Here is a 15,643-nt window from a genome sequence, read left to right as displayed (position 1 = left end):
CAATGGTTCATGTCACCCACCGCGTTTGTTGAGGTATGGAGGCGACGATGGAGGATGCGGCCAGCCGGTTCGACCGGTTTGTCGAGGCCCGCGGCGGGGAGCTGTGGGCCGCGGCGTGGCTGCTGACCGGGGACCCCCACCACGCGGAGGATCTCGTCCAGAGTGCGCTGCTGAAGTGCTATCCCAAGTATCCCCGGTTCGATGCGGACCGTGCCTTCGAGGCCTATGTGCGCAAGGCGATCTACCGCACCTTCATCTCGTGGTGGAGGAAGCGCAGCTGGCGTTCCGAGGTGCCCGGTGAGGTGCGCGACGATGGTGCCGCCCACACCGACGCCGTGAACCTGACGCCCGAGCTCGGCCGTGCGCTGCTGGCCCTGCCGAGGGCACAGAGGGCCGTGTTGGTGTTGCGCTACTTCGAGGACCGCACCGCGGTGGACACCGCCCGCCTGCTGGGGATGCCGGACAGCACGGTCGCCTCCCACACCCGCCGTGGACTCGCCGCCCTGCGTGGCGTCGACGCGGTCGCCGAATTGAGGAGCATGCCATGAACGAGTCCCTGCACGATGATCTGCGCGCACTGGTGCCGCCCCGCCGGTGACGGGGGCTGGGGGCCCGAGGTGCGGAGAAGGGGCGCTCCCGCAGGATCGGCGTGGCGGGCGCCCTGGGGGTGGTGGTCGTGGCCGGGCGGTGTGGTTGAGCGCGTCCCTCCTCGGGGCCCGGTCCAGGTGGCCTCACCTGCGCCGTCCGAGTCGGGTCCGGTGCGGATCGACGAGGGATACACGGGAGTCGAGGCCCAGGCCTGCGCCGACCTGCGGGAGGGTCGCCTGACGGCGGCGGAGCCCTCCGGCGACCTGCCCGACGGCGCCACCCGGGCCTGGCTGTGCGGGCCGCAGGACCCCTACCCGTTCGCCGGTCAGCTGGGCCCGCGCGAGCCACTGACCAGCGGGGTCGACCGCATCGTGGCCGCCTTCAACGCCATGCCGGAGGTGGACCCCGATGGATCCGTCGCCTGCCACGACGTCGGTGGGCTGACCTACGCGGTCATCCTCGAGTACGCCGACGGGCCCGTGGTGCTGGACGGGGAGACGGTCAACTGCGAGTTCGTGGCGGGACGGATCGGCGGGGGAGCCCGGTTCCTCACCCACCTCGAGGGTTCTGGGAGGAGGCCCGCGCCACGGCGCCGGCACCGGTCGGTGCGCTCGACCTCTGCGCCAACCGCAGCCTCGACGCGGCCATGAACTACTCCTACGGGTTCGGGAGCTTCCTCGACGACCGCCGCGGTGGACTGACCCGCGGCGTCGTGTGCGGTGTCGCGGCCGACGCTGCCGATCTCGACGCACCGACCGTGACGGTGCCGCTGCCCGACGCGGTGGTACGCGACCTGGCCACCGCCACGCTCGAGCCGTACACCCCGGACCCGTTGGGTGAGCCCTCCAGCCTGCGCCCCGCCTACGTCGTGCTCGTCAACGGCTTCGGAGACCCCGTCACCTATGTGCTCGGCAACGACGGTGAGGCGTTCGTCAACCAGCCCGACGGCGTACAGGTCTGGCGGGCCGGTGACGACGTCGCCGCGCAGTGGAGTGGCGTGCTCGCCCAGGTGCGGGTCACCCCGTTCTATCAGCCGCCGGACGTGTGCGGCGGCTACGACCCCGCCACCATGACGGGCGACCCGGCCAAGGCCGTCAGCGGCATCGTCTGCGCGCCCCCCGATGCGCTGCCCGCGAAGGGCCCGGAGCTCGACCCGGCGCTGGCCGGCGAGATCGGCCGGCTGTTCGCAGAGGGTGCGGGGGAGGAGTGGGACAGATGAACAGTGCGAACTTCGTCGTCCTCACAGATTCCGACGGGGCGGTCACCCGGCTCTACTGGGATGGCACCCTGCCGGGGCGACTGGTCCAGGAGGGAAGCGGAGCCAGCCGGCCCCTGCCCGACCACATCAGGATTGCGCTGGAGGAGTACGGCCTGAGCTTCGTGCCGGAGTGATTCCGGCGTGGCCGGTAGACTGACGCTCGCTATGGCTATTCCTTCCTTCGTAGACCGCGTCAAGCTGACCGTCCAGGCCGGCAACGGCGGGCACGGCTGCGCCTCCATCCACCGCGAGAAGTTCAAGCCGCTCGGCGGCCCCGACGGCGGCAACGGCGGCGAGGGTGGATCCATCACCCTGCGCGTCGATGACTCGCTCTCGACGCTCGTCGAGTACCACCGCCAGTCGATGCGCAAGGCCACCAACGGCCAGCCCGGCAAGGGCGACTTCCAGCACGGCGCCCGCGGCGAGTCGATCGTGCTGCCCGTCCCTGCGGGCACGGTCGTCACCGACGCCGAGACCGGCCAGCTGATGGCCGACCTCACCGACCCCGGCGACGAGCTGATCGTCGCGAAGGGCGGACGCGGCGGCCTCGGCAACGCGGCGCTGGCGACGGCGTCGCGCAAGGCACCCGGCTTCGCGCTCCTCGGCGAGGAGGGCGAGGCCCGCCTGATCCAGCTGGAGCTCAAGGTAGTCGCCGATGTCGGCCTCGTGGGCTTCCCCTCGGCGGGCAAGTCGTCCCTGGTGGCGGCCGTCTCCCGGGCCAGACCGAAGATCGCCGACTACCCCTTCACCACCCTGGTGCCCAACCTGGGCGTCGTGGTGGCGGGCGACGTCACCTACACGGTCGCCGACGTGCCGGGCCTCATCGAGGGAGCCTCCGAGGGCCGCGGCCTCGGCTTCGACTTCCTGCGTCACATCGAGCGCTGCCAGGCCATCATCCACGTGATCGACCTGGGCACCTACGAGCCGGGTCGCGACCCGGTCGAGGACCTGGAGGTGATCGAGGCGGAGCTCACCGCGCACGGCGGTCTCGAGGACCGCGTCCGGCTGATCGCCCTGAACAAGGTCGACCTGCCCGACGCCCACGAACTCGCCGAGATCGCCAAGCCCGAACTGGAGAAGTTCGGCTACCCCATCTTCGTCATCTCCACCAAGACGGGAGAGGGCCTCGGCGCCCTCAAGTTCGCCATGGCGGACATCGTCGCCGCGCGCCGAGCCGCGCTGCCGCCGGCCGAGCCCCGCAAGGTGCTCCGCCCGGCTCCCGTCGCATCCCGCAAGGGGACGTCCGTCGAAGAGTTCACCATCGTCAAGAAGGGCGACGGTGAGGGCGGCTTCGTATGGCGGGTCCGCGGCGAGAAGCCCGAGCGGTGGATCAGGCAGACCGACTTCACCAACGCCGAGGCGGTCGGCTACCTCGCCGACCGGCTCAACCGGCTCGGGGTGGAGACCAGGCTCCTCGAGATCGGCGCACGCCCCGGCGACGCCGTGGCCATCGGCGGCGAGGACGCGGTCGTCTTCGACTTCGCCCCGCAGATCGAGATCGGCGCAGAGATCCTGAGCCGTCGCGGCGAGGACGTCCGCCTCGAGACGGAGCGCCCGGCCGTGTCGCGCCGGAGGAAGATGGACGCCGAGTACCACGCGGCAAAGGCCGTCGACTACGCGGCCAGCGGGTACGAGAAGGAGCCGGAGGACGATGAGGCCTGAGATCGAAGGCGCCAGGCGCGTCGTCGTCAAGGTCGGGTCGTCCTCGCTCACCGACGCAAAGGGCCGTCTCGACCCGCCCGCATCACGCAGCTCGCCGAGCTGCTCGCAGGCATCCATGAGCGCGGCGTGCGCGTCGTGCTCGTCACCTCCGGCGCCATCGCGGCCGCCATCGCCCCGCTCGGGCTGCGGAGGAGGCCCCGCGACCTGGAGACCCAGCAGGCGGCGGCCGCCGTCGGGCAGGGTCTCCTCGTCCGCGCCTACTCCGATGCGTTCGCAGAACATGGCGTCCTGGTGGCCCAACTGCTGCTCACCGTCGAGGACGTGCTGCGTCCGAAGACCTACCGCAACGCGCTCAACACCATCTCGCGGCTGTTCCGCCTCGGCGTCATCCCGATCGTCAACGAGAACGACACGGTCGCCACCCACGAGATCCGCTTCGGGGACAACGACCGGCTGGCGGCCCTGATCGCGCACCTCGTCCGGGCGGACGCGCTGCTCCTGATGAGCGACGTCGACGGTCTGTACACGGCGCACCCGGACACTCCGGGGGCCCACCGGATCGACCGTGTCGACGACATCGGCGCGCTCGAAGTCGACACCTCCCGCGTCGGTTCGAAGGTCGGCACCGGCGGCATGCGCACCAAACTCATCGCGGCGGACATCGCGACCCAGGCCGGTGTCTCCGTCGTGCTCGGGCACGCCGACGACCTCGGGCGCGCCCTCGGCGGTGACGCCGTCGGCACGTTCTTCCCGGCCCGCAGGAAGCGTCGCCCGCGTCGGCTGCTGTGGCTGGAGTTCGCCGCGGAGCCGCGCGGCTGGCTGCACATCGACGAGGGGCGAGGACGGCGCTGCTCGGCAGGAAGGCGTCCCTCCTGGCCGCGGGCATCACCGAGGCACGCGGTGCCTTCGCCGAGGGGAGCCCGTCGAGATCGTCGGCCCCGACGGCCAGCCCGTCGGCCGCGGCTTCGTCGGCTACTCCAGCGCCGAACTGGCAGGCGAGCTCGGCCACTCGAGCGCCGAGGCCGGGCACCGCTCCCTGCGTCCCGTCATCCACCGCGACCACATGGTGCTCTCCTGACCGGAACCCCACGATTCGGCGTGCGCCCGGCTTGTCCGTAGGCTCCGGTGTGTGACTGACATTTTCGGGTGGATCGCCGCAGCCATCGGCATCTCCGCGTCCATCCCACAGATGTGGCGGGTACTGCGTTCGGGAACCAGCGCGGGCATCTCGATGCGGCTGTGGCAGATCAACCTCGCCACCACCGCGGCCTGGGCCGTGCACGGATTCCTCGTCGGCTCGCTGCAGATGCAGTACCCCAACATCATCGGCGCGACGCTGTCGCTGGTGATCCTCGTCTTCGTGCTGCGCGACCGGAAGGAGGGATACCTGTGGGTGACCGTGGTCACCGTTGTCCTGGGGCTGATCCTGGTCGGGATCGACGCGTGGCTCGGGCCCGTCGCGTTCGGCCTGCTCGTGGTCATCCCGCAACTGGTCGGCCAGATCGCACAGCTGCGCTCCCTGCTGGTCACGGCCGATCCGGCCGGTGTCTCGGCGCCGTTCCTCGCGATCTTCCTGCTGGGGCAGGGCCTCTGGTTCGTCTACGGCATCGCCTTCAACGACTGGGCCCTGATCATCTGCGCCGCGGCAATGCTCGCCATCGGCTCCATCAACCTCGTCACCTGCCTGGTGAGGCAGCGCCGGGCCAAGGTCGCGCTCGCCGTCTGAGGCGGGCCACGGCACGGACGGCGCAGGGGCCCCGCACCGTCCCGGATAGACTCGCGGCCATGGACTTCGCCGACCAGGCCCTCGCCGCCCGCACCGCATCCATCGAACTCGCGACCCTCACCAGGGACGCGAAGGACGCCTCCCTCGCGGCGATGGCCGACGCCCTCGCCGCGGCAGAGCCGCAGCTTCTCGAGGCAAACGCCGTCGACGTGGCAGCGGCGCGCGCCGCGGGCACCGAGGAGTCGATCGTCGACCGCCTCGTCCTCACCCCGGAGCGCATCGCCGGGATGGTGCAGGGCCTGCGCGATCTGGCGGCCCTTCCCGACCCGGTCGGCGACGTGGTGCGCGGCTGGCGCGTCGGCAACGGCGTGCGCGTCACGCAGATCCGGGTCCCGTTCGGTGTGGTCGGCATCATCTACGAGGCCCGACCCAACGTCACCGCGGATGCGGCGGGCATCTGCCTGAAGTCGGGCAACGCCGCGCTGTTGCGCGGCTCGTCGTCGGCGCTCAACACCAACCGCGTCACCATTGCGGCCATGCGGCGCGGCCTCGAGGCTGCAGGCGTGACGCCCGACGCGGTGCACCTCGTCGAGGGCGGCCGCGAGGTCACCGGCGACATGATGCGGGCACGGGGGCTCGTCGACGTGCTGATCCCGCGCGGAGGCGCGGGCCTCATCAGGGCGGTCGTCGAAGGCTCCACCGTGCCGGTGATCGAGACCGGCACCGGCAACTGCCACATCTACGTCGACGCCGACGCCGACCTCGACCGGGCGCTCGGCATCCTGCTCAACGCGAAGGTGCAGCGCCCGTCGGTCTGCAACGCCGCCGAGACCCTGCTCGTCCACCGCGCGGTGGCCGACGGGTTCCTGCCCGTGCCATCGCGGCGCTCACGGGGGCCGGTGTCACCATCCACGGCGACGAGGCCACCTGCGGCTACTCCGACCTGGTCGTCCCCGCGACCGCCACCGAGTATGACGAGGAGTATCTGTCGCTCGACCTGGCCGCGCGCGTCGTCGACTCCTTCGAGGAGGCCGTCGAGCACATCCGCAGCCACACCACGGGGCACTCGGAGACCATCATCACCGGCAACCGCGGCACCGCCGACCGCTTCGTCGCCGGCGTCGACGCCGCCGCTGTGCTGGTCAACACGTCCAGCCGGTTCGTCGACGGCGGGGAGTTCGGATTCGGCGCCGAGATCGGCATCTCGACGCAGAAGCTGCACGCCCGTGGGCCGATGGGGCTTCCCGAGATGACGAGCACCAAGTATGTCGTCGAGGGAGAGGGCCAGGTCCGCGCCTGAGGCAACGGCCCTTACCGGCGCCGATGGATTGCTAAGATCGCGTGCCATGAGCCTTCTTCTGGAGACCGCGCCCCTCGTGCCCAGCTGGGTGATGGGTGCCATCGTGCTGGGGATCCTGCTGTTCGCCCTGCTGTGGATCGTGGGCATGGGGTCCGGTCGCCCGCAGTCCAAGTGACGTCCACAGCGCTGGCGCGGGCGGGTCGCCCCGGCCGCTACCGGCTGGGCGTGATGGGTGGCACCTTCGACCCGATCCACCACGGCCACCTCGTCGCCGCCTCCGAGGTGGCTGCGAAGTTCGGCCTCGACGAGGTCGTCTTCGTTCCGACGGGCGTACCGTGGCAGAAGCGCGACCGGGACGTGTCGATGGCGGAGGACCGGTACCTGATGACGGTGATCGCGACGGCCTCGAACCCCGGTTCTCGGTCTCCCGCGTCGACATCGAGCGCCCCGGCGACACCTTCACCGTCGACACCCTGCGTGACCTGCGGGAGGAACGCGGCCCGGACACCGACCTGTTCTTCATCACCGGTGCCGACGCCGTCCGGCAGATCCTCACGTGGCGTGGGGCCGAGGAACTGTTCAACCTCGCGCACTTCGTGGGGGTCACCCGGCCGGGCGTCCCCATGACCGAGGATGACCTCGCGCACCTCCCGAAGGCAGCGTCACGCTGCTCGAAGTGCCCGCGCTTGCGATATCGTCGACCAATTGCCGTGAGCGCGTCCGCGCCCGGCAACCCATCTGGTATCTGGTGCCCGACGGCATCGTCCAGTACATCGCGAAACGTGGGCTCTACCCCACCACGACTCAAAGGTTCTTGCATGACCGTTCCCGCTCCCGTCCTCCAGCACGTCGGCGTGGCCGCCCAGGCCGCCGCGAACAAGCTGGCGGAGGACATCGTCGCGTTCGACGTGTCCGAGCATCTGTCCATCACCGATGTGTTCCTCATCGCCTCAGCGGGCAACGAACGCCAGGTCGGCGCCATCGTCGACGGTGTCGAGGAGGCCCTCCTGAAGATCAAGGTCAAGCCCGTCCGCCGCGAGGGCGACCGCGAGAACCGCTGGGTGCTCCTCGACTACATCGACTTCGTCGTCCACGTCCAGCACACGGAGGAGCGCACCCTCTACAGCCTCGAGCGGCTATGGAAGGACTGCCCGAGATCCCCTTGCGATCGACGTCCCCGCAGAGGCCGAGGAGGCCTGAGGGCCGCAATGGCGAAGGACCCCGTGACCGACCTGGTGGTGCTGCGGCACGGCCAGACCGACTGGAACAGGGAACACCGGTTCCAGGGCCACAGCGACATCCCGCTGAACGCCAGGGGCATCGAGCAGGCCGGGCCGCGGCGCTGGCGCTCTCAGGGCACCGGTTCGACGCCGTCTACTCGTCGCCGCTCGCGCGGGCGCTGCAGACCGCCAGGCTTGTGTGCCCCGAGGCCGACATCCGGGTCGATCCCCGGCTCATGGAGATCAACGTCGGCAGCTGGGCAGGCCTGACCTGGGACCAGATCGTCGAGGAGATGCCGGGCTACGAGGCGCAGTACGCGAACGGGGTCGACTTCCGGCGTTCACCGACCGGGGAGACCCTGGCCGACGTCGTCGCCCGTGGGCTGCCGGCGGTCGAGGAGATCGCGGCCCGGCACGCCGGGGCGCAGGTGCTCATCGTGTCGCACGGGCTGCTCCTGAACCGGGTGCTGCACGCCCTCCTCGGGCTCCACGGCCGGGTGCTCGGCGGGCTCGGCAACGCCCACTTCTCGAGCCTCGGCTTCCATCATGGCGCCTGGCGCCTGCTGTCGCACAACGTCGGCCACTGAACCGGGTCAGCCGGCCCGCCCGGCTGCCACCGGTTCCGGCAGTGGCAGGTCCGCGCCCTGCCCGATCCCGAACAGCTCCGCCATCGCCTCCAGGTACGCCTCGGTGCGGTCCTGTTCGGCCGCAAGGCGGGCCCGGGTGGAGGGCACGTGCAGCAGCCGGGTCGCGAGCCTGCGCAGCGCCGCGGCGGCGTCATCGGATGTGAGGGTGCGCTGCGGCAGCCGCGCCACCTCCTCGTCGACCAGGAAGAGCACCTTCTCGCGCAACCCCACCACGGCGGGGCCGACGGCGCGGGCGCGGAGCCGGGTGAGCGCCTCCGAGATGCCCTCGTTGACGATGGACCGGGCACGCATGGTGTCCTCGGCGATCACGCCCCGACGGCCTCCTGGATGGCGGCCAGATCGACCAGCGTGACGCCGGGCAGCCCGCCACGGCGGGGTCGACGTCCCGCCTGAGCGAGAGGTCAAGGAACGTGACCGGGGCGGTGACGTCCGTCACCGGGACGAGATGGGAGCCCTGACCGCTGCAGGTCACCACCAGGTCGACCCCGGCCAGGCCCTCTGCCAGCCCGGGTGCATGATCGGTACCGTGGGTCTCCGCGAACGCCGCTGCGCGTCCGCTCTCCGAGTGCACCGCGATCCGGGTGACGCCGCGATGGCGCAGGCCAGCCACCACCGCGCCCGCGTAGGCGCCGGTGCCGACGACCAGCACCGCCTGGCGGGGCCAGTCGGCATCGATCAGGTCGAGCCCGGCGGCGACCACGGAGCGCCCGGCCGACTCCAGCGTCGTCTCGTGTGCCACCCGACGCGACGTCTTCAAGGCTTCCCCGGTGGCGATCGTCAACGGGAGCGACGCATACCCGCTTCCTGTGCCGCAGCCAGCGCCCGGCGGAGTTGACCCGCGATCTCCCGCTCCCCGACCACCATCGACTCCAGCCCCGCCGCGACCCGGAACAGGTGCGCCACCGCCGAGTTGCCGAGGAAGACATCCCACGCGGCCGCGCCGTCCGTGCAATCGTTCAGCGTCGCCAGGATCGTGGAGGTGGTGGCGACCGCGTCGTCGGTGTCGAGGATCGCCATCACGCGGTTGCACGTGCCGAGCACGATGCACCCCACGACCCGGCCTGCGCGCGCAGCCGCGCGGTGAGCCCCGGGAGGTGGCCGCTGACCCGCTCGACCTCGGCGAGCCCCTGCCGGTCGTGCGAGATGGTGAAGATCCGAACAGTCATTGTGAAAACTATTCAACCATCGGCCCCCGTGCTCCCCGTTGCGTCCATGATGAAGCCATGATTTTCAGCGCACAGCGGACAAGGGAACAGACTTCCCGACATCCACGTGCGTTGAGGGCGGAGCGGTAGCGTCATAGCCGCTCCGGCCCGGGTCGCTCCGGGACGTCGCAACCGGTGGGACCCTCGCGGCAGGCGAGAGATGAGGGGAATGAAGATGTCGGCACCATCACACAAGATCAGTCACGACCGCGGCGTCCCGCAGGGCACCGATCAGGGACCGCAGGCGTCCACCGCATCCCGGGTGGCCCTGTGAAGGCCGTCGTCGTCGGCGGTGGCGTCGCCGGACTGCTCGCCGCCCTCCGGCTCACGCGGGAGGGGTACCGGGTGACGGTCCGCGAGGCCGCCCCCGATGGGGAGGGATGGTCGCACCGGTCGAGGTGGCAGGGCTGCGCGTCGACTCCGGCGCCGAGGCCTACACCACCCGTGGCGGTGCCATCCATGACCTGTGCGCCGAACTCGGGCTCGAGGTGGCCGCGCCCGTCACCGATCCGTACATCTGGTGGTCGGACGGGGCACACCACCTCGCCGACGGCATCATGGGCATCCCGGGTGCCCCGACGATCCGGCCCTCGACGTCCTCACCCCGAGGAGCGGGCCCGCTTCGACCAGGACCTCGCCATGGGGCCCGACGTCGGCATGGGCGCCAACACCTTCGGCGAACTCGCGCGGCTGCGGCTGGGGGACAGGGCGCTGGCCAAGCTCGTCGCGCCCGTGGCCTCCGGCATCTACGGCACCACCCCGACCACCTGCCATCGGTGCGGTCGCACCGGGGCTGCTGCAGGCCATGCGCAGCGAGGGATCCCTCACCCGCGCCGTCGCGAAGTTGAACGCGAGCGCGATGTCGGCCGTCGAGCAGCCCATCGGCGGCATGTTCCGCCTGATCGAGGAGTTGGTGTACCGGCTCGAGGAGGACGGCGCCGACCTGCGGGCCGCAGCCTCGGTGACCTCCGTCCGCCGGACGACCCACGGGCTGCAGGTCCACACCCATGACGGCGAGGACCTCTCCGCAGACAAACTGGTACTCGCGACCCCGGCGGCGGTCGCGGCACGCCTCCTCGGTGGGCTGGGTCAGGAGATCCAGGCGCCCGCGGTCGGGAAGCTGCGCATGGTGGTGGCCGCCGCAACCACGCCGGCCTTGAAGGAACACCCCGTCGGCACGGGCGTCCTGGTCGCTGCCAAGGACTCTGTCCGCTGCAAGGCACTGACAAACTACTCCGTGAAGTGGCCGTGGGCCGCTGAGACGGGGCTCGAGGTCATGCGGATCGCCTATCCGGAGCATGTTTTCCCGACGCGAGCCGAGGTGCTCTCCGACGTGTCACGCCTCACCGGGGTCAGGATCAGCGACTCCGAACTGGTGGGGCTGGCCTCGATCGGGTGGGACGCGCTTCCCACCCGCGTCGAGGCCGCCAACCGCGATTACCTCGTCGGGCTCGCCGCCCGGGTCGGAGCCGACGTGGTCGGCGCCTGGCTCGACGGCAACGGGATCAGCAACGTGATGGCGGGCATCCACCGGGTGATCGCCTGAGCCGCTCCGATCGGGTCGGGTCGCGACGCGGATAGGCTGAAGGCCGCGGATAGGAGAAGGACATGGACACGGTTCGCCCCAGGAGGCTGCGCACGACCCCTGCGATGCGCAGGCTGGTGAGGGAGGTCGAGGTCCGCGGCTCGCAGTTGGTGCTGCCCATGTTCGTCGCCGAGCGTGCCGGCGACATCGCGTCGATGCCCGGTGTCAGGCGTCACGACGTGGCGGGTGTCGGGGCCGCGGCCCGCCGGGCCGTCGAAGCCGGGGTAGGCGGCGTCATGCTGTTCGGTGTCCCCGACGACCACGACAAGGACCCGTTCGGCTCACAGGCCTGGGCCCTGGACGGCATCCTGCAGCGTGGCATCGCGGCGGTCCGCGACGAGGTGGGCGACGGCACCGTCATCATGGCCGACACCTGCCTGGACGAGTTCACGACGCACGGCCACTGCGGCTTCCTCATGGAAGACGGCCGCGTCGACAACGACTCGACGCTGGTCGCCTACGCGGAGATGGCCGTGGCCCAGGCCTCCGCCGGGGCCCACGTGGTCGCTCCCTCGGGATGATGGACGGCCAGGTCGCCAGGATCCGGGATGCCCTCGACGCCGCCGGCCACGAGGACGTCTCGATCCTCGCCTACGCCGCCAAGTACGCATCCGGTTTCTACGGACCGTTCCGGGAGGCCGTCGAGAGCACGCTGCAGGGGGACAGACAGACCTATCAGCAGGACCCGGCCAACCGGCGCGAGGGCCTGCGGGAGGCGCGGCTCGACCTGTCACAGGGTGCCGACATGGTGATGGTCAAGCCGGCCGGGTACTACCTCGATGTCCTCGCCGACGTCGCGGCCGTCAGCGAGGTGCCCGTCGCCGCCTACCAGGTGTCGGGGGAGTACGCGATGATCGAGGCGGCCGCAGGTCACGGCTGGATCGACCGGCGGCGCACCATTGAGGAGTCGGTCACCGCCATCGTGCGGGCCGGCGCCGACATAGTCCTCACCTACTGGGCCGAGGAACTCTGTGGTTGGCTGCGCTGAGGGGATCGGCCCACCCTCCGCCCAGGTCGGCCGGCGACGTGGACGCCGGGAATGTGCTGAGGCACTGCCCGGGGCGGCGAGCGTCGTCCATCCGTGAAAGACTGTGGCCGTCGAACAGGAAGAAGGATCAAAGGTGAAGCTTCGGTTGGGGACGCGCGGATCGGCGCTGGCGCTTGCACGCTCGGAGGAGGTCGCGGCGGGGCTGCGCGCCGCCGGCCACGAGGTCGAGGTACTCCGGGTTGCGACATCGGTAACCGACTCGAGCCATCTGCCTGAGGGCTACTCCGTCGTGGCCTTCGCCAAGGAGCTGCGCCAGGCGCTCCGCGAGGGAACCTGCGACCTTGTGGTGCATTCCGTCAAGGACATCCCACTCACGGATGAGCCGGACGGCCTGACGGTTGCCGCGGTGCTGAAGCGGGGCGACCACCGTGACGCACTGGTGAGCCTCAGGGGTGTGACGCTGGCGGCACTGCCCAGGAAGTCGCGCATCGGGGTGACGAGCTTGCGGAGGGTCGCCCAGGTGCGGGCGCTCCGCCCCGACCTGACGTTCATCGACCTGGGGGAACCGCTGAGGAGAGGCTCCGTCGCCTCGATCCGGGTGACCTCGACGCCGTGGTGCTGTCGGCCGCGTCCCTGAAGGCGCTCGGGCTGGACGACCGCGTCGCCGAGTACCTCCCGATCCTTCCGGCGCCCGGTCAGGGTGCTCTCGCGTTCGAGTGCCGTGCAGACGATGCCGAGCTCGTGGCAGCGCTCAAGGAGTTCGACGACATCGAGACGCGGATCTGCGTGGATGCGGAGCGTGCCGTCCTCACCGGGCTCCGCACCACCTATGTCGCTCCGGTGGGGGCGCTGGCATCCCGGCGGGTGTCCTCGGCCTCAAGGCGGGGTGTACTCGCTCGACGGCACCAAGCGGGTCGTCCTGGAGATCGGGCTGCCGACGTCGGAACTCCATGCGCAGCGCACCGGGCACAACGTCGCCAACGCGTTGCTGCAGCGCAGGGCAGACCGCTTCTTCGCACCGGAGATCCTCGACAACATCGATTTCTCGAAGGAACACGACGACGAGTCGATCTTCATCGAGGGGCCCGAGGACGATGACCGCATCCGGGTCCTCCTTCCCCGGCAGGAGGGACGACTCGCACAGACGCTGCGCGAGAACGGGCTCAGGGTCGACCCGGCGACGCTGCAGGAGGCGAAGCTGCTTCCGGCTGACAACATCATGGCGTGGGGCGACTGGATCGTGATCCCGGCCGCGCAGAGCATGTGGGCCCTGCGGGAGCGGGGCTGGGACATCCCTGAATCCAAGAAGGTGGCCGCGATGGGCTCGACCACGAGGCAGGTGGTCGAGGAGTCCGGCCACGGAGTCGACCTGAGCCCGAAGGAACCGCGAGCTCAGCCGCGCTGGTCGACGAGTTCCCGGTGGCGGAGGGCGAGGAGCGCGTCGTGATCGTGTGCGCCGATCAGCTCTCCACCAAGCTGGAGGTGGGACTCCGCGCAAAGGGGTACACCGTCGAACGTCTGGAGCTCTACACGATGGCCGATGTGCCCACCGTGGACCCCGAGCTGAAGCAGAAGTGGGCCGACGGCACCTGGGACGCGATCCTGCTCAGCCAGCCGTCACTGGCAGCGGCCTACGTCAACCTGCTCGGCCACAGGGACGACGTCTCCGTCCTTGCGTGGGACGAGCCCACCGCGGCGGCGCTGGGGACCTCGGCGTCCCGGTCCTCGACGTCGCAATGTCGAAGGACCACTTCGGGGTGGCCGGCCTGGCGCGCAGCCTGGTGAAGCAGCGCAAACGCCGCTGAGGTGGCAAAACCCCTAGTCAGAGATCGGGTCCGGCATTACGCCGGGCCCGATTTTTCAAACCGACAGAACATGCGCTATTGTTTTCCGAGTCGCCGCAGGGCGGCAGCGGGGCTATGGCGCAGTTGGTAGCGCGCTTCCATGGCATGGAAGAGGCCAGGGGTTCGAATCCCCTTAGCTCCACCAATCAGGGATCTTTTCCTGATCCCCGTGTCCACCGGAAATCCACGATTAGATCGCGGGATGACCATGGCCACAGGGGTCCGCGCGCCGAGCGTGACTGGTTGAAACTCGGCGGCGTCATCCTAGGATGACAGGCGATCAGCCTGGCCACCCGGGTCACGACGGATTTGACAGTCCGGAGCCGGGGAACTAAAGTTGGTCATCGCCTCGGCGGTAGGAATGCGAAACGGTAATCGGAATAAAGCAGATTTGACAGCGAATTTCCGGGAAACTAAAGTTCTTAAGGTAGGGGAGATTGGAATTCCTGGTGAAGCGGTGGAATGCGTAGATATCAGGAGGAACACCAGTGGCGAAGGCGGATCTCTGGACCTTTCCTGACGCTGAGAAGCGAAAGCGTGGGGAGCAAACAGGCTTAGATACCCTGGTAGTCCACGCCGTAAACGGTGGGTACTAGGTGTGGGGACATTCCACGTTCTCCGTGCCGCAGCTAACGCATTAAGTACCCCGCCTGGGGAGTACGGCCGCAAGGCTAAAACTCAAAGGAATTGACGGGGCCCCGCACAAGCGGCGGAGCATGCGGATTAATTCGATGCAACGCGAAGAACCTTACCTGGGTTTGACATATGCCGGAAACACCTAGAGATAGGTGCCCTTTATGGTCGGTTTACAGGTGGTGCATGGCTGTCGTCAGCTCGTGTCGTGAGATGTTGGGTTAAGTCCCGCAACGAGCGCAACCCTCGTCCTATGTTGCCAGCGGGTAATGCCGGGGACTCATAGGAGACCGCCGGGGTCAACTCGGAGGAAGGTGGGGATGACGTCAAGTCATCATGCCCCTTATGTCCAGGGCTTCACGCATGCTACAATGGCCGGTACAAAGAGCTGCGAACCTGTAAGGGTGAGCGAATCTCAAAAAGCCGGTCTCAGTTCGGATTGGGGTCTGCAACTCGACCCATGAAGTCGGAGTCGCTAGTAATCGCAGATCAGCAACGCTGCGGTGAATACGTTCCCGGGCTTGTACACACCGCCCGTCAAGTCATGAAAGTCGGTAACACCCGAAGCCGGTGGCCTAACCCTTGTGGAGGGAGCCGTCGAAGGTGGGACCGGTAATTAGGACTAAGTCGTAACAAGGTAGCCGTACCGGAAGGTGCGGCTGGATCACCTCCTTTCTAAGGAGCTATTGGCAGGCGCCTCCTTTGTGGGGTGTTTGTTCATGTGGCCTGGTTCCAGGGCGAGTGTTCCTGGTCGGGCCGGCACCGGAAATGTGGAACATTGATGTTAAGTCATGCTGGTGTCTGCCGGTTAGTACAGCCTCTTTCGGGGGAGTGGAAAGTCTGGTGGGTGTCTGGTGTGGCCTGAGCACGCTGTTGGGTCCTGAGGGGTCGGTTGCCTTTTGGGGTGACGCTCTCTAGCGGATCAGTGTCTGATGTGGCCCGGTTGGGTTGTGTTGGGTCTGAGCCCGCCCGTATCTTGAGAACTTC

Annotated in this window: 15 protein-coding genes, 1 tRNA gene, 1 rRNA gene and 8 pseudogenes; 21 read left to right on the top strand and 4 right to left on the bottom strand. The window is 69.2% G+C overall.

Annotated features, from left to right (window positions below):
* Positions 1-47 precede the first annotated feature (47 nt).
* The 12 genes and pseudogenes from G7085_RS01870 (at position 48) to G7085_RS01820 (ending at position 8,341) form a co-directional block, all read left to right on the top strand.
* Positions 48-548 carry a SigE family RNA polymerase sigma factor gene (locus G7085_RS01870; RefSeq protein ID WP_197509785.1) on the top strand — a complete coding sequence of 167 codons (501 nt, stop codon included), beginning with the start codon at positions 48-50 and terminating at the stop codon, positions 546-548.
* 15 nt (positions 549-563) lie between these two features.
* Entirely contained in the window at positions 564-1,238 is a 675-nt protein-coding gene (locus G7085_RS01865) for a hypothetical protein (RefSeq protein ID WP_231979132.1), read from the top strand.
* Entirely contained in the window at positions 1,235-1,807 is a 573-nt protein-coding gene (locus tag G7085_RS01860; RefSeq protein WP_197509783.1) for a hypothetical protein, read from the top strand. The genes G7085_RS01865 and G7085_RS01860 overlap by 4 nt, the downstream gene beginning before the upstream one ends.
* Positions 1,804-1,980, top strand: a complete 177-nt coding sequence (locus G7085_RS01855; RefSeq protein WP_197509782.1) for a hypothetical protein — start codon at positions 1,804-1,806, stop codon at positions 1,978-1,980. The genes G7085_RS01860 and G7085_RS01855 overlap by 4 nt, the downstream gene beginning before the upstream one ends.
* A gap of 31 nt (positions 1,981-2,011) precedes the next feature.
* Positions 2,012-3,508, top strand: coding sequence for a GTPase ObgE (obgE, locus tag G7085_RS01850; RefSeq protein ID WP_197509781.1), 1,497 nt, complete (start codon positions 2,012-2,014; stop codon positions 3,506-3,508).
* A gap of 81 nt (positions 3,509-3,589) precedes the next feature.
* Entirely contained in the window at positions 3,590-4,627 is a 1,038-nt protein-coding gene (proB, locus tag G7085_RS01845) for a glutamate 5-kinase (protein ID WP_331715903.1), read from the top strand.
* A 10-nt stretch (positions 4,628-4,637) separates the two neighbouring features.
* Complete coding sequence (locus G7085_RS01840; RefSeq protein WP_197509780.1) at positions 4,638-5,234, top strand: PQ-loop domain-containing transporter; 597 nt, start codon at positions 4,638-4,640, stop codon at positions 5,232-5,234.
* Positions 5,235-5,293: 59 nt separating this feature from the next.
* A pseudogene (locus G7085_RS01835) lies at positions 5,294-6,534 on the top strand (glutamate-5-semialdehyde dehydrogenase).
* A gap of 46 nt (positions 6,535-6,580) precedes the next feature.
* Positions 6,581-6,709 (top strand): hypothetical protein, encoded by a 129-nt coding sequence (locus G7085_RS29085; RefSeq protein ID WP_257787354.1) that lies wholly within the window; start codon positions 6,581-6,583, stop codon positions 6,707-6,709.
* A gap of 53 nt (positions 6,710-6,762) precedes the next feature.
* Positions 6,763-7,327 (top strand): annotated as a pseudogene (nadD, locus tag G7085_RS01830) (nicotinate-nucleotide adenylyltransferase); the annotation flags it as partial.
* A 25-nt stretch (positions 7,328-7,352) separates the two neighbouring features.
* Positions 7,353-7,688 (top strand): annotated as a pseudogene (gene rsfS / locus G7085_RS01825) (ribosome silencing factor); the annotation flags it as partial.
* A 54-nt stretch (positions 7,689-7,742) separates the two neighbouring features.
* Positions 7,743-8,341, top strand: a pseudogene (locus tag G7085_RS01820) (histidine phosphatase family protein).
* A gap of 6 nt (positions 8,342-8,347) precedes the next feature.
* Here the strand turns inward: G7085_RS01820 and G7085_RS23335 are convergent.
* The 4 genes and pseudogenes from G7085_RS23335 to G7085_RS01805 form a co-directional block, all read right to left on the bottom strand.
* Positions 8,348-8,710, bottom strand: a complete 363-nt coding sequence (locus G7085_RS23335; RefSeq protein ID WP_331715414.1) for a glutamyl-tRNA reductase — start codon at positions 8,708-8,710, stop codon at positions 8,348-8,350.
* Between the two features lie 64 nt (positions 8,711-8,774).
* Positions 8,775-9,101: pseudogene (locus G7085_RS33820) on the bottom strand (glutamyl-tRNA reductase); the annotation flags it as partial.
* Between the two features lie 77 nt (positions 9,102-9,178).
* Positions 9,179-9,418, bottom strand: coding sequence for a hypothetical protein (locus G7085_RS01810; protein WP_231979131.1), 240 nt, complete (start codon positions 9,416-9,418; stop codon positions 9,179-9,181).
* Complete coding sequence (locus G7085_RS01805) at positions 9,418-9,567, bottom strand: hypothetical protein (protein ID WP_197509777.1); 150 nt, start codon at positions 9,565-9,567, stop codon at positions 9,418-9,420. The genes G7085_RS01810 and G7085_RS01805 overlap by 1 nt, the downstream gene beginning before the upstream one ends.
* A 174-nt stretch (positions 9,568-9,741) precedes the next feature.
* Here G7085_RS01805 and G7085_RS33815 point away from each other — a divergent pair.
* The 9 genes and pseudogenes from G7085_RS33815 to G7085_RS01770 all read left to right on the top strand — a co-directional run.
* Positions 9,742-9,999: pseudogene (locus tag G7085_RS33815) on the top strand (FAD-dependent oxidoreductase); the annotation flags it as partial.
* 127 nt (positions 10,000-10,126) lie between these two features.
* Positions 10,127-11,152: an FAD-dependent oxidoreductase gene (locus tag G7085_RS23330; RefSeq protein ID WP_331715413.1), complete on the top strand. Its 1,026-nt coding sequence runs from the start codon at positions 10,127-10,129 to the stop codon at positions 11,150-11,152.
* 104 nt (positions 11,153-11,256) lie between these two features.
* Positions 11,257-12,179 (top strand): annotated as a pseudogene (gene hemB, locus G7085_RS01795) (porphobilinogen synthase).
* Between the two features lie 145 nt (positions 12,180-12,324).
* The gene (locus tag G7085_RS01790) at positions 12,325-12,816 is read left to right on the top strand and encodes a hypothetical protein (RefSeq protein ID WP_197509775.1); all 492 of its coding nucleotides are present in this window, start codon (positions 12,325-12,327) and stop codon (positions 12,814-12,816) included.
* Positions 12,792-12,860: pseudogene (locus tag G7085_RS33810) on the top strand (hypothetical protein); the annotation flags it as partial. The gene G7085_RS01790 and the pseudogene G7085_RS33810, both read left to right, overlap by 25 nt.
* A 40-nt stretch (positions 12,861-12,900) precedes the next feature.
* Positions 12,901-13,626, top strand: coding sequence for a hypothetical protein (locus G7085_RS23325; protein ID WP_231979130.1), 726 nt, complete (start codon positions 12,901-12,903; stop codon positions 13,624-13,626).
* On the top strand, positions 13,599-13,964 hold the full coding sequence (locus G7085_RS01780) for a uroporphyrinogen-III synthase (protein ID WP_331715412.1): 366 nt from the start codon (positions 13,599-13,601) through the stop codon (positions 13,962-13,964). The genes G7085_RS23325 and G7085_RS01780 overlap by 28 nt, the downstream gene beginning before the upstream one ends.
* Before the next feature lie 128 nt (positions 13,965-14,092).
* A tRNA-Ala gene (locus G7085_RS01775) sits at positions 14,093-14,168 on the top strand.
* Positions 14,169-14,320: 152 nt separating this feature from the next.
* Positions 14,321-15,331, top strand: a 16S ribosomal RNA gene (locus G7085_RS01770).
* The last annotated feature ends 312 nt before the right edge of the window (positions 15,332-15,643 follow it).

This window comes from Tessaracoccus coleopterorum, from assembly GCF_011174705.1.
Taxonomy (GTDB): domain Bacteria; phylum Actinomycetota; class Actinomycetes; order Propionibacteriales; family Propionibacteriaceae; genus Arachnia; species Arachnia coleopterorum.
The sequence above is the reverse complement of the archived record's forward strand: the minus strand, read 5'-3'. Positions and strand labels throughout refer to the sequence as shown.

Coding starts and splice junctions, on each gene's coding strand:
- G7085_RS01870 (WP_197509785.1), top strand. CDS start 48: ATGGAGGATGCGGCCAGCCGGTTCGACCGGTTTGTCGAGGCCCGCGGC.
- G7085_RS01865 (WP_231979132.1), top strand. CDS start 564: ATGATCTGCGCGCACTGGTGCCGCCCCGCCGGTGACGGGGGCTGGGGG.
- G7085_RS01860 (WP_197509783.1), top strand. CDS start 1,235: ATGAACTACTCCTACGGGTTCGGGAGCTTCCTCGACGACCGCCGCGGT.
- G7085_RS01855 (WP_197509782.1), top strand. CDS start 1,804: ATGAACAGTGCGAACTTCGTCGTCCTCACAGATTCCGACGGGGCGGTC.
- obgE (WP_197509781.1), top strand. CDS start 2,012: ATGGCTATTCCTTCCTTCGTAGACCGCGTCAAGCTGACCGTCCAGGCC.
- G7085_RS29085 (WP_257787354.1), top strand. CDS start 6,581: ATGAGCCTTCTTCTGGAGACCGCGCCCCTCGTGCCCAGCTGGGTGATG.
- G7085_RS01810 (WP_231979131.1), bottom strand. CDS start 9,418: ATGGCGATCCTCGACACCGACGACGCGGTCGCCACCACCTCCACGATC.
- G7085_RS01805 (WP_197509777.1), bottom strand. CDS start 9,567: ATGACTGTTCGGATCTTCACCATCTCGCACGACCGGCAGGGGCTCGCC.